Source organism: Myroides sp. DW712, assembly GCF_046557355.1.
Taxonomy (GTDB): Bacteria; Bacteroidota; Bacteroidia; order Flavobacteriales; family Flavobacteriaceae; genus Flavobacterium.
Window position 1 is genome coordinate 1 of the sequence record NZ_JBKFDO010000012.1, and the last position, 13826, is coordinate 13826.

The 13826-nt window shown below is 36.9% G+C and carries 11 protein-coding genes; 4 read left to right on the forward strand and 7 right to left on the reverse strand.

What is annotated here, in order from left to right:
* Nucleotides 1–131 precede the first annotated feature (131 nt).
* Together ACLJX0_RS10530 and ACLJX0_RS10535 are read right to left on the reverse strand one after the other, a co-directional pair.
* Nucleotides 132–1709: a M20/M25/M40 family metallo-hydrolase gene (locus ACLJX0_RS10530; RefSeq protein ID WP_410880293.1), complete on the reverse strand. Its 1578-nt coding sequence runs from the start codon at nucleotides 1707–1709 to the stop codon at nucleotides 132–134.
* Between the two features lie 110 nt (nucleotides 1710–1819).
* Complete coding sequence (locus ACLJX0_RS10535; protein WP_410880295.1) at nucleotides 1820–2527, reverse strand: hypothetical protein; 708 nt, start codon at nucleotides 2525–2527, stop codon at nucleotides 1820–1822.
* Between the two features lie 266 nt (nucleotides 2528–2793).
* Between ACLJX0_RS10535 and ACLJX0_RS10540 the strand changes: the two genes are divergently transcribed.
* From ACLJX0_RS10540 to ACLJX0_RS10550, 3 genes are all read left to right on the forward strand, one after another.
* Nucleotides 2794–3696 (forward strand): DMT family transporter, encoded by a 903-nt coding sequence (locus ACLJX0_RS10540; RefSeq protein ID WP_410880297.1) that lies wholly within the window; start codon nucleotides 2794–2796, stop codon nucleotides 3694–3696.
* Nucleotides 3697–3966: 270 nt separating this feature from the next.
* A complete protein-coding gene (locus tag ACLJX0_RS10545; protein WP_410880299.1) occupies nucleotides 3967–4863 on the forward strand; it encodes a hypothetical protein in 897 nt (298 codons plus the stop codon).
* 60 nt (nucleotides 4864–4923) lie between these two features.
* On the forward strand, nucleotides 4924–5967 hold the full coding sequence (locus ACLJX0_RS10550; protein WP_410880301.1) for a hypothetical protein: 1044 nt from the start codon (nucleotides 4924–4926) through the stop codon (nucleotides 5965–5967).
* A gap of 86 nt (nucleotides 5968–6053) precedes the next feature.
* Here ACLJX0_RS10550 and ACLJX0_RS10555 read toward each other — a convergent pair whose 3' ends face one another.
* From ACLJX0_RS10555 to ACLJX0_RS10575, 5 genes are all read right to left on the reverse strand, one after another.
* Nucleotides 6054–6602 (reverse strand): HugZ family protein, encoded by a 549-nt coding sequence (locus tag ACLJX0_RS10555; RefSeq protein ID WP_410880303.1) that lies wholly within the window; start codon nucleotides 6600–6602, stop codon nucleotides 6054–6056.
* A gap of 197 nt (nucleotides 6603–6799) precedes the next feature.
* Nucleotides 6800–7675, reverse strand: coding sequence for a hypothetical protein (locus ACLJX0_RS10560; RefSeq protein WP_410880304.1), 876 nt, complete (start codon nucleotides 7673–7675; stop codon nucleotides 6800–6802).
* Between the two features lie 2 nt (nucleotides 7676–7677).
* Nucleotides 7678–8181 (reverse strand): GNAT family N-acetyltransferase, encoded by a 504-nt coding sequence (locus tag ACLJX0_RS10565; RefSeq protein WP_410880306.1) that lies wholly within the window; start codon nucleotides 8179–8181, stop codon nucleotides 7678–7680.
* 182 nt (nucleotides 8182–8363) lie between these two features.
* Nucleotides 8364–9749: a leucyl aminopeptidase family protein gene (locus tag ACLJX0_RS10570; RefSeq protein ID WP_410880308.1), complete on the reverse strand. Its 1386-nt coding sequence runs from the start codon at nucleotides 9747–9749 to the stop codon at nucleotides 8364–8366.
* A 100-nt stretch (nucleotides 9750–9849) separates the two neighbouring features.
* Nucleotides 9850–10668 carry a hypothetical protein gene (locus ACLJX0_RS10575; RefSeq protein ID WP_410880310.1) on the reverse strand — a complete coding sequence of 273 codons (819 nt, stop codon included), beginning with the start codon at nucleotides 10666–10668 and terminating at the stop codon, nucleotides 9850–9852.
* A gap of 124 nt (nucleotides 10669–10792) precedes the next feature.
* Here ACLJX0_RS10575 and gcvP point away from each other — a divergent pair, with 124 nt between their 5' ends.
* Nucleotides 10793–13645, forward strand: a complete 2853-nt coding sequence (gene gcvP / locus ACLJX0_RS10580; protein WP_410880312.1) for an aminomethyl-transferring glycine dehydrogenase — start codon at nucleotides 10793–10795, stop codon at nucleotides 13643–13645.
* Nucleotides 13646–13826 lie beyond the last annotated feature (181 nt).

Here is a 13826-nt window from a genome sequence, read left to right on the forward strand (position 1 = left end):
TTATATTTGTCTTTCTTATTGTTTGGGTGCACCTTGAAGATAATTATTTTTGAGGACAAACAATGAAAAAACCCCGCCTTTTTTAGACGGGGTTTTTGTTTTTTAGGCTTTTTAGACAGCCTCTTTTCTTATTAATAATGATTTGAATTGCGTTGTGGTTCTTTAGGCTCTGGCCATTGCTGTTGTTCTCCTTTGTCATTGGTAGGTAGAACAATTTTTTCTCTCGAAACCAATTCAGCTTCTTCACTTGCTTTATACGCCATAATTGCTAAAAGAATGGCATTATTTTGTATGTCGTCAAAAACAATTTTATCGGCTGTATCGCGATTGGTATGCCAGGTATAATTCCCATATCCCCAACTCAAAGAACTCATCATAAACCCTGGGATATCTTTACTGACAAAAGATACATGATCTGAACCTCCTCCAGATGGAGAACCTGGGTAATGTGTTTTTAAATCTTTTTTATACGTATCAGGAACTGCAGACAACCATCGTCCAAGAAAGTCATAAGCATGTAAAAATCCTTGACCTGTTATGTTGGCAATTCGCCCCGTTCCGTTATCTTGATTAAACACCACTTGTATTTTTTCTAGCAATTCGGGATGATCAGCAACAAAAGCACGAGATCCATTAAGTCCTTGTTCTTCGCTTCCCCAGTTTCCAATTAAAATCGTTCGTTTGGGATGTGGTAGTACTTGTTTTAATATACGCGCTGCTTCCATCATGGTGATGATTCCCGTTCCATTGTCTGTGGCTCCTGTTCCCCCGTCCCAACTATCCAAATGAGCGGATAAAATAACATATTCATCTGCTTTTTCTGTTCCTTTTAATTCAGCAATGGTGTTATAGGTTTGTGCAATTCCCAAATTTTTCGACTGTACATTGACGTTGATTCTTGGCGCTTTGCCTTTTTCTGCCAAACGATACAACAAACCGTAATCTTCTAAGGCCAAATCGATAGTTGGTACTTGTGTCGTTTGTGCACCAAAAATTCGGTTTGCCCCCATAATTCCCGTCCAAAAAGACATGACCACCCCTGCAGCTCCTGCTTTTTCCAATACTTTAGGCAATTCTTTGGCCGTATATCCTGTATTGGCTATGCGTTGATTCCACGCTTGTTCTATCGCTTCTCTTTCTTTTTTCATTTTCTCGTACGACTCCGCCGTGGCGTACTCTTTCCATTGGTAGTCTGGTCGTCCACTTGGAGGCAGTTGAGAAATCATCACGTATTTACCTTTTACAGTGGGTAGCCAAGCTTCGAAATCGGCTTTGGATTGAGCATCTACTAAGACAATGACTTCTCCTTCAACGCCATTTTTTTTCGTTGCAGGACTCCAAGCTAATTGTGTTCCTTCTAGCGATTTAATTCGAGGAGCGGTCATCGTAATTTGAGACGTTCCTCTTTCCCAAGCTTTCCAGGTTCCATAAGCTTCATTTCTCGCGTCCAATCCCATCTTTTCATAGGTATCTTTGACCCAATTATGTGCTTGCATCATTTGGGGTGTTCCCACCAAACGAGGACCGATTTCGTCTAGCAACTCAAAGGCATAGGTTTTCAATTGAGAATTAGCAGTTCCTTCTTTAACTATCGCTTCTACAATAGGGTCTTGGGTTTGGGCTTGAACCACTGTTAAGCTACTCGATATAAGGGCAATCCCCAATAGACTGTGTTTTACTGTTCGGTTGAACAAAGGGGTAAACTTCATGTTTTTTTAGGTTTCATTTGTTTGTGACAAAATACTCGAATCTCTACATTTAAACAACTCTTTTTCACTTCTCTTTAGAGCAAATAATCTGTAATTACACCCTCAGCGGCTTACTCATAATACACATAAGAATATAAGATTCTCGCAAAAAGTGTACTATTTTCATCATATTCTAATCGCTGTACTACATTTTCCTGGGCATCGACATTGGTAGTAATGAACCGATGGAGTAGGGTATCTCCATATGGTTGCTCAATGTGCTGTTCCATTTTATTTACTTGGCCTATGCTATCGTATTGAAAGATAGACTTCGACTCAAACAAGACTTCATTAACTTCCATATCTCTCAAGATGAAATACATTTCTTCTAGCTTAGCTTTGTTGGAAAAAACGTATTGCATGACTCCTTTTTTTTCTGGTGCATCGTGATACGTATAATGCAGCTGGCAATGTTGTTCATCCTGCCACTGCTGAACAAAATCCGCCGCCTTACTACCATTCGCTTGTAAACTCATTCCCTGGCGCTTTTGTTCTTGGTATTCGAAATTTTGAAGCTCACCAATTTTATTGTACCTGCTGACCTCTTCCTCTCCTCTTTCTTTTATACCAACAAAAATTTCTTTTCGCGTAAGAAAACCTCGTTCATCAAAGTAAAACACTTCTTTTTTATATGTATCGCCCTCTATCACCTGAATGATGCTGGTCATTTGCTTCACTTTGCCTTTCAAGTTTTCTATTTGCCAATCCGTTAAGTGTTGGGCATAGCTAGCACTGCTATACAGAAACAAAAAGAAGCAGCTAAATACAAGTAATTTCATAGGACATTGGGATTAAAAAAGCGACCAAAGACGTAAAAGTACAGCTTTTGTAAAAATAAAAAACAGAAAAAGTCAACGGATTGATTATTCGATTCGGATGATATTCAGAGATAAAGTAAGGAGTTGATTTTTATTCGCTAAAACAACAAGGCTCCTTCACAAGCAAATACCCTTCTTAGTAGCAGGTTGATAATACAAGCTAGCGATTATTGTGCTCTAAGGAGAAACTGTATCTTTGCGCGGAATTTTTATATACTATATTTACAATGAAAAACCTGAAAGGAATTTTGTTCGCTTTGATTTCCTCGGGTACGTTTGGATTGGTTCCGTTGTTTTCGCTACCACTCTTAGTACCGAGCTTGCGACCAGAAGGAGTGGCGGCTATCGGCATACCGACCATTCTATTTTATCGATTTTTGTTTTCCTCAGCAACGATGGGTGCTGTTTGTATCTACAAGAAAACAAGTTTAAAAATTTCGATTCAGGATTTAGCAGTCGTCTTTTTCTTGGCTTTACTATATGCCGCAACAGCCAAGTTCATTGTCGACTCCTATGAATACATCGCCAGTGGATTAGCAACCACCGTACACTTTTTATATCCGCTTTTTGTCAGTATTGTCATGATTTTATTCTTTAAGGAAAAGAAATCAACCGTATTGTTGATTGCCTCAATGCTCTCCCTTATCGGTGTGGGTATGATGTGTTGGCATGGCGAAGCCTCTCCGGCACTATTCAAAGGATTGATTTTAGCTTCCTTGACCATATTCACCTATGGTTTATATATCGTTGGCCTAAATAAATCGAGGATTTCCAATATGAACTTTGATTCGTTGACCTTTTACGTTTTACTTATGGGGTGCTTCATCTTTTTGTTTTATGCTCTTTTAACCACAGGCATTGATGCCATTACTTTACGCGCGGACTGGATAAATTTAATTTTGTTGGGATTCTTTGCCACGTTTATCTCTGATTTGTGTTTAGTTTTAGCTGTAAAACACGCAGGTTCTACAGTAACCTCTATTCTGGGTTCTATGGAACCAGTGGTTGCAGTGCTCGTAGGAACGTTGTTCTTCGGCGAATTTTTTGATTGGATGTCTGCCTTAGGACTATTTTTTGTCCTGCTCTCCGTCACCTTGGTGATTGCATTTAGTAAACAACAGTCCACCTAAAAACATACAAAAAACACGCTACACAGCGTGTTTTTTTTCGTTCTTATTAGCCCCTTATTCTGTTCCTATATCGTCAAACTTCATAAAAAAAACTATAAATCAATAAGTTACAATTTACAAATAAGAAATAGTTATTACCATAAAGATTCAAATTTCGGGAAATTTTGGCTTACATTTTGAAGTTTACCTAAGCGTCTTGCAAGATAAGTCTTTCGTAACCTAAGACGTTCAAAACGTAAGGTTTTTATTAATCTTCAAAAAAAAGAATCCATGAAAAAAATTACCCAAATAATAGTCCCTGTACTATTGATTTTCATTCTTGTTTCTTGTGAGAAACAGAGCGAATTAACAGCAGATCATAGGATACAAAATACGGTTTCTTATGAACAAATCACCCAAGAATACCTTAGCAGTATTCAAAGGGTAGAACAACCTCATACCTACACTACTACTGGTTTTTGGGGTAACCTTTGGAATAAAGTAAAGAAAATTGCTCGAAAAGATGCCAGTGGAGGGCTTAGCGGAGGACTTTCTACAGGTAATATAAATGGAGCTTTATGGGGAGCTGTAGCCGCTTCTGTTATGGAAATCTTTCAACCTTCTAATTATGCTACAGGAGATAATTTCACAACTGGTATTTCGGATCTTACCAGACTAAAGGAAGTAGCCTTTTCTGAAAACACCTTCGATTTAGCTGGATATAATCACTACGTAGTGATTAATAACGTATTAAATAATGGGGTGAATTTTAAGCTAATTACCGATCCAGATAAACAATATAGTATGCTTAAGGATGCTATACTTAAAGAATTATCTGCCCTTTATCCCACACAAACCTTTGATTCTTCACTGGATATTCGAAAACTCAACCAAACACTAGAACTTCTGGAAGGAGAAAGTTATACTGAAGGTGATGCATATTACCGTCGCGTGTTTCCGCTTACGGATAATAAATCAGATTTAAAATTCATTGAAATTTCACAATTATATGAACGAGCGTACGAAGTAACGAAAGAAGAAGATTTAGCGTCATTCATCACCTATTCCACAACTATGGAAACACAACTTATTGACGATGCAGATTTAGCATCTACCATGAGGGAAGCGTTGTTACTCAAAATGGCTACACTACGATACGGTCTAAAATACTACTCTCTTTTACCCTAAATGATAATCCCAAGAGCGAAAATCACATGATCTTCGCTCTTGTATTAAAATTTAACCTGCATGAAAAAACACCTACTACTCTATTTTTTCCTTCTTGGACTACCTTATGTTTATGCTCAAATCCTAGTAAAAGATTGCAAAACCCAACAACCAATCTTCAATGCCATTATTTACAATGCGGTCAATAATCAGGTCATCGGTACCACGGATTCCGACGGAAAAATTGATCTCCCACCTTCCATTCAAGATATCGTTTTAGCACATCCTGCATATGGTATAATTCCTACAATAAATCAAGCTGTCATTTGCATCGATGAACTTCTAAACCCTATTATTATTGAAGTAAAAAAAGATGCTAAAGAAGAGCTTATAGCTATTCTAAAAAACTCCTATCAACAATATAGTATAGATCCTTTTAAAGAACAATACTACTATTACAAAGGAACAATCTATGAAAATGATACTTTAGGAAACCGTTTGTCACAAGAAGAAGGATATGTTAAAAACTTTACGTTTTACAATACTTCTTTCATTCTCTCTAGCCAATTAATGAAGTATACTAAAATAGCTGATCCCATAGCAACAAGTCCTGTAACTAATGAGCGTTTACACTACTTTTTTTTTAGTAATAAAAAACAATTTTATTCATTATTAAAAATTCTAAAAAAACTCAAAGTAAAAAAAATAAATCAAGACTATTATGTCTATAACGATACTTGGGACAATTATTGGCTTTTTGAAATTGATACAACCAAAAATCGAATTCGTAAATTTGTTAGTACCGCAATAGAAGCTAAATTCTTTGATTTTGGAGATGCTCTTTTATTTCAACCGAAAAGAAAATTAACCCATCGTTTAATTGAAGTTAACTATGATATTGAAGGAAAAAAAGTAAAACAACAACTGCAATTATTTGATCTATATACTTTAACTCAAGGAGAAACAAAACTAGCTAAATTATTACGAATAAATACCGTTAAACAGCAAGATATCGTAATTGAAAGAACCTATTCTTTAGAACAATACATTTATTATCTAGTAACTAAAAAAATAGAAATGGAAGATTTAGTTGAAAAACTAGAAAAACAGAAAACGCTAAATTAATTACAGCTAGTTCATTAGGTTAGAACAATAAAAAAGTCTTTAGCACAACACTAAAGACTTTTTTTATCTCAACAAGAAAAATTATATTATTTTTTTACATCTACATTGTGTTGCCCGTGAGCCCCATGTCTGTGTTCGATTACTTGTAAGTTTTCATCTACAAAATAAGCACTTCCAAATCCATTTACATATGATCCTTTGATTGGCTTTAAATTGAACATGATAAAGTCTTCTAAGTTTCCTAAAACCTCGATTACTTTTCCGTGTCTCGCTCTTAAGTCAACCATCGCTTGCTCGTATACTGGATTTTCTTTACCAATTAGTTCTGCTTCGGTTTCAATCGTTAAACGGTGTCTTGCGTACAATTGTTTGGATGTACTTTCATCTTCTACAAACATAAAAGATACTTTTTTGCGATCTCTTAAGTTTTTCGTATGCTTAGCCATAAAGGATACCAAGATTTGGAACTCATTTCCTACTCTTGAATAAGGTGCTGTACTAACCAAAGGAGAACCATCTTCGTTTAATGAAGCAATCATTACTGATTTGCATTCATTAATAAGCTCTTCTACTTTAGGTGCTTTTGGTTTTACTTTATGTTGGTCGAAGTTTGGATTAAGTGTATCTGTACTCATTGTAATTGTATTTATATTCTTGCGCTAAGATACTAAATTATTTAAACTAAATAAAAATAATACGCTAATCTATTTCTTCTAATTCGAACAAATCTTCTACACGAACCTTCAATGTTCTCGTGAGTTTCAGCGCTAAAATTGTAGAGGGTACATATCTTTAAATTAAAAAAGCGTTAAGGGATATTTTTGAGGTATTCTTACTCCTTTCTATTCATAAAATAATACGAATCCTTAAAATACACATTCGTTTGGATATAAGCATAGCCTCCTTTTTTATCGATGATCCAATTGAAACGATGAATGAGGTCTGCCCCCATATAACTGGTGGTTTGATTTTTTATCTCTCCAGTAAAGACCTGAACAGGAGCGGTCTCAAAGCGAATACCGCCTACTGTGATCGCTGGTATTTCGCAGACTAAACTCGTCAACTTTTGACCCGCTGAATTCAACATTGTTTTTTCTTCTAAACGCGGTAGTGTTTTTGCTAAATGGTATTCATCAGCTAGCTCATTATTAAACAAAATAGCCCCTGAAAATCCAGATTGTAACAGGACTTTTGTCTGTATTTCTTTTTCTCCCACCGTACTGACCACCTCAACAAATAATTGCCCATTTTTTTGTTCTAAAGGCAAGGCAATAAAACCTGTTGTATCTGGGAGTGTATCATATAGCTCAAATTGAGACGCATCATAATTGATTTTGAAAATTTGATTGCCAAACAACTGGGTACCAATTTTACCTTCTGCTCCATTTCCTGTGTATTCATTATCCCAAATCCAAATAGGCTCTACTACCGTTTTCCCTACTTGAATGCGGTTTCCCTTACTCAATCCATCTGGGAAATCGGTCGTATCAAATACCACAGATTTCACTGAATGGGTTCGATTAGGCGCTAAAGAAGCTTCTCGCATTGCTATTTGAAACATTAAATCAACGGTATCTTTTTGATTGATGATTCCCTCCACCAAGATATTGTAATGCCCATTCATTTTAAATGGAATTATTTCCTGTGCTTGCCCTATGGTATAAAATAACAAACCAAACAAGGCCACTAAGCATCCTGAACCTCTCATCGTTACAAGGTCAATTGATAAATATAATCATCCATCACATAGCCATTTCCAATATCGAACGTTTTAGACTCAATGCATTGAAATTGGTTGCGTTCATAAAATTCAATCGCTTTGGCATTGTATTTATTCACCGTTAAATATACCGCATCTGCTTTGCTATCTTGGGCAAAGTTGGCAACATGTTGTAGCATAATCTTGCCTAATCCTTTTTGTTGCTGATCGGTATCCAAATAAATCTTAGACAAGAACACGCGATTGTCTTCCATTAGCTTATAATCTAAATAACCTAAAACTTGATTTTCAACCACAAATAACTCCCAAATATATCCGTCTTGGATTTCATTGGTGATGCGCTCATTACTATACATCATGGGTAACATATACTCAATTTGTGCAGGGTCTAATAAAGGTCCATAGGTTTTTTGCCAAATTTTCTCCGCTAAGGGACGAATATGGTGTATGTTTTCTGGGGTAACGGCTTGAAATTCCATTGCTATATTTTCCATGTTTCTTTGTGCTTTGTGCTTTGTGCTTTGTTTTTTGTGAGTTGTTTTTTGTGTTTTGTGAGATTTACTTTTATGTAAGACAATTTACCATCAACCGTCAACTGTCAACTCATCTCCCATCTCTAAATAAAAAAAGCAGTAAACTCAACATTTACTGCTTTTATATCGTCAAATATACAAAACTAGGCTTTATAATTCGCTAAGAAATCAACTAAAGTACGGATTCCACTTCCTGTTCCTCCATTTCCTTTGTAATCTCTTGGTGCATCCATCCAAGCTGGTCCTGCAATATCAATATGAACATAAGGTGCCTTAGCAAAATGCTCTAGGAATTTACCTGCTGTAATAGTTCCGGCAAAACGTCCACCTATATTTTTCATGTCAGCTACGCTTGATTTCAATAAATCTTTATAATCATCCCAGAACGGCAATTGTGCTAAACGCTCGTGTACTTTATATCCAGAAGCGACAATCGCTTGCATTGTTTTTTCGTCATTCCCCATAATACAAGAAGCGATATCGCCAGCAACTACTAGCGCTGCTCCCGTTAAAGTTGCTGCATCAATAATTACTTCTGGTTCGTATTGCGCTGCATATGCAATAGCATCCCCTAAGATCATACGACCTTCAGCATCCGTATTCAATACCTCAACAGTTGTACCATCATACATGGTAATCACATCACCTGGAGCATAAGCATCTCCACCAGGGCGGTTATCTGTTGCAGGGATTAAACCTATTACGTGTACATTCAGTTGATTCAAAGCAGCAGCGTAAATAGTTCCAGCCATACAAGCTGCTCCTCCCATATCGCTCTTCATGGAGTCCATCGATCCTGCGGTTGGTTTTAAGCTCAACCCTCCTGTATCATACACCACACCTTTACCAACTAAAACAATTGGTTTTTTGTTGATTGGATTGGCTGGTTTATATTCCATAATTGTAAAAGTCGGTTGCTCTACAGATCCTTTATTTACTGCTAATAAACCACCCATTCTCAAGGCTTCAATCTCATTTTTACCTAAAACTTGTACTGAAAATTTCGCTTCATTTCCCAACGCTTCAATTTCCTTTGCCAATTGGGATGCTGTCAAAAAGCTTACGGGCTCATTTACCATAGTACGCGCCCAATAAACCGCTTGGATGGTGTGATTTAAATCGCTGATTTGTTTCGCTTCAAAGTTTCCTTTAACCCCAATTGTAGTTAAAGCAAATTTCATTGTTTCCGCTTCTTTGAAATACTTCAAAAACTGGTAGTTTGAAAGCGCAATTCCTTCTGTCAAAGCCAAAGTAGCTTCTCCATTTCCTACAATAACTAGGTTATTTGCTTTTTTATCTAATTGTTTGCGGATGTTGAATCCAGCCAAACGCATCTTTTCTAAATTCGTGTTCTCCTTTACAAAAAAGAAATATTGATTTCCGATTTTTGCAAAATCTTCTTCTTTTTCTCCAGCTTCAAATGCTTGTGCAAAATCATTTAAAAGCGCTGGAACTTCAACAGTATTGTCATTTCCTAAAACGAAAACGATATTTCCGTTGGATTGAACTTCGTTTACAAGTTGTATCATTTTTGTTGTTTTTTATGCTTACAAATATACGATTTTTTTAGACACAGCTAAAAATTGTCTAGTAAAAGATTGTGAAAAAACAGGTTACACACCTTTCTACTTAGCCTTCTAAGAGTACCAAAATCCACCAATAAATAGGGACACTTTCTACCCAAAACAAGCTAAAATACCAACTTCGCTTAGGCGAAGCTAACCCAATAAAGAGCAAAGTTATTCCGACAATAATTGCATTATTCCACGCTTGAATAGGTTGAAAACCAACTTTAAAGAACTCAATAACAAAAAAGGGAATCAACAAAAGTGCTAACACTAGTTTTGTTTTGCGGGTTCCTAACAATTGGGGAATGGTCTTCAAATACTTCTCATCATATTGTAAGTCGACGATTTCAAATATGCCAATTAGAATTAACACTAAGATAAAACGCTGCAAAAATTTGATCCATATATCCAATGATAGTTCGATTCCCGCGTTAAAAACGGGAATAATCAACGTCACGGTAGCCCAGCACAAGCAGACAATATACACCTTCAGACCCGACCAATTGCGCAAATTGGGAATTCGCTTGGAGATAGGAACGGCATATAGCACCGCTAAAATCAATAGAGCCAAGGTAACGAGTTGCGCTTTTGTGGTTAAAAAGAAAAAACTAAGCATCCCGACAAGCAAGGCAATTCCACTAAGTACAAGAATAGCCTTCATCTTGGTAGATAGCTGTTGTCGATGCGCCACTACATAATCAGCATATTTGATAAAGTTATAGGAAAACAAAGTTCCAGAAAAGGCGAGCAAAGACACGGTCCAATCAACGGGCAAACGACAGAAATAGAAGGTCATTTGCACCAAGGCAAAAACGGCAAACGAAACGTGAATACTCGCTTTCAGATAAAAATCAACTACATTACCTAAGACTTTTCTCATGTTTATTTTTTAGACCTAAATCCACTCAAAATTTAGATTAACAAAATTACTAGGAATATACTTAATTTATCTCAGATTAATGGTTATTTTTGTATGCTTATACACAACTTATTATTTTGCCCAAATGAAAACAAATGCATTTGCTTTAAGACACATTGGTCCTCGTGCTGAGGACATGGCACAAATGTTTAAAACTGTGAAAGTTGACAACATTGAACAATTAATCGATGAGACTTTTCCAACTTCAATTCGCTTAAAACAAGATTTAAATCTTGCTCCTGCAATGACCGAATATGAGTATTTATCTTATATTCAAAACTTAGGCAACAAAAACAAAATTTTTCGTTCTTATATTGGATTAGGATATAACGAATCCGTTAGCCCTGCACCTATTATTCGCAACGTATTTGAAAACGCTGGTTGGTACACCGCGTATACACCTTACCAAGCGGAGATTGCACAAGGTCGTTTAGAGGCTTTATTAAATTTCCAAACAACAGTTATTGAACTAGCTGGAATGGAAATTGCCAATGCTTCTCTTTTAGATGAAGGTACTGCTGCAGCTGAAGCGATGATGTTATTATACGATGTTCGTACAAGAGATCAAAAGAAAAACAACGCCTTAAAATTCTTCGTTTCTGAAGAAATTTTACCTCAAACCCTTTCTGTATTACAAACGCGTTCGGTTCCTTTCGAAATCGAATTAGTGGTAGGTGATCACCAAACGTTTGATTTCTCAGAAGATTTCTTTGGAGCAATCTTACAATACCCAGGAAAATACGGTCAAGTATATGATTATGCTGATTTCATTAATACAGCTAAGACAAAAGATATTAAGGTTGCAGTTGCAGCAGATATCTTGTCATTAGTAACTTTAACTTCTCCAGGAGAAATGGGAGCTGACGTAGTAGTTGGAACAACACAACGCTTCGGTATTCCGCTAGGATTTGGAGGACCTCACGCTGGTTTCTTCGCTACAAAAGAGGAGTACAAACGCAGTATGCCAGGCCGTATCATTGGAGTTTCTAAAGATGCAGACGGAAACAGAGCCTTGCGTATGGCCTTACAAACCCGTGAACAACACATCAAACGCGAAAAAGCAACCTCAAATATTTGTACAGCTCAAGTATTATTAGCTGTGATGGCGAGTTTCTACGCGGTTTATCACGGTCCAAACGGACTTCGTTTCATCGCAAACCAAGTACACGCTAAAGCCAATACTGTAGCTGAAAACTTAGAAAAATTAGGTATTGAACAAACCAATACAGCTTACTTCGACACCATCGTTGTAAAAGCTGACGCAGCGAAAGTGAGACCAATTGCGGAAGCAAATCAAGTAAACTTCTACTATATTGATGCTAATACAATTTCTATCTCTTTAAATGAGACAGTAAATGTAAACGACATCAATACAATTATCGCTATTTTCGCTCAAGCAACAGGTAAAGAAGCCTTTACTATTACCGCTTTAAACGAAGAAGCAGTCAATTACCCTGCAAAATTAAAACGTACCTCTAAATTCTTAGAGCATGACGTATTCAATAGCTACCACTCTGAAACAGAGTTAATGCGTTACATCAAGCGTTTAGAACGCAAAGATTTAGCGTTAAATCAATCGATGATTTCTTTAGGATCTTGTACTATGAAATTGAATGCGGCGGCAGAAATGCTACCGTTGAGCAACGGGCAATGGAACAATATTCACCCTTTTGCTCCACTTGATCAAGCACAAGGGTATATTGAAATGTTGAAAGATTTAGAAAATAAATTAAGCGTTATCACAGGATTTGCTGGAACTACACTTCAACCAAACTCTGGTGCACAAGGTGAATATACTGGATTAATGGCTATTCGCGCATACCACCACTCAAGAGGTGATTTCCAACGAACAATCGCTTTGATTCCAGCATCTGCTCACGGGACGAACCCTGCATCAGCGGCTATGGCGGGAATGAAAGTTGTAGTTACGAAAACGACACCAGAAGGAAATATCGATGTGGCTGACTTAAGAGAAAAGGCAGAATTACACAAAGACAACCTATCTTGTTTAATGGTAACTTACCCTTCAACACATGGTGTATACGAATCCGCTATCATGGAAATTACACAAATTATCCACGATAATGGCGGACAAGTATATATGGATGGTGCGAATATGAATGCCCAAGTTGGTTTCACGAATCCTGCTTCTATCGGCGCTGACGTATGTCACTTAAACTTACACAAAACGTTTGCTATTCCTCACGGAGGTGGTGGACCTGGTGTTGGACCAATCTGTGTAGCTGAGCATTTAGTAGAGTTTTTACCTTCTAATCCACTAGTACAAGTAGGCGGTAAAAATGCAATTACCTCTATTTCATCTGCTCCTTATGGTTCTGCTTTAGTGTGTTTAATCTCTTATGGCTACATTTCAATGTTAGGTACAGAGGGATTGAAAAAAGTAACACAAACAGCAATCCTTAATGCAAACTACATGAAAGCCAGATTAGAAGAGCATTATGCAATTCTATATACAGGTGAAAAAGGACGCGCAGCACACGAAATGATTGTTGATGTTCGCGAATTCAAAGAGAAAGGAATTGAAGTAACAGATATCGCTAAACGTTTAATCGATTACGGTTTCCACGCACCAACCGTTTCTTTCCCTGTAGCAGGTACCTTGATGATTGAACCAACAGAAAGTGAAAGCTTAGCTGAAATCAATCGTTTCTGTGATGCGATGATTGCTATTCGTCAAGAAATTGAAAATGCAACAATTGAGAACCCAGTAAATGAGCTAAAAAATGCACCGCATACATTAGCTTTATTAACTGCAGACACTTGGGATTTACCTTATTCAAGACAAAAAGCAGCTTATCCATTAGCCTACGTAGCAGAGAATAAATTCTGGCCTACAGTACGTCGTATTGACGATGCATACGGAGATAGAAACTTAGTTTGTTCTTGTGCTCCAATCGAAGCATACCTTGAAAATTAACATCTTGTATTTTTACTATAAAAACGTCATCGGAATCGATGGCGTTTTTTTATTCCATAATAGCTCATTATTGCAAGCTGCCAGCTGCAATTATTCATTCTATTGATCTCTAAACCGATATTTACGAACGATAAAGTACAAGCCACTTAGCACTAATACGGCATAACATACCCAATCCGCA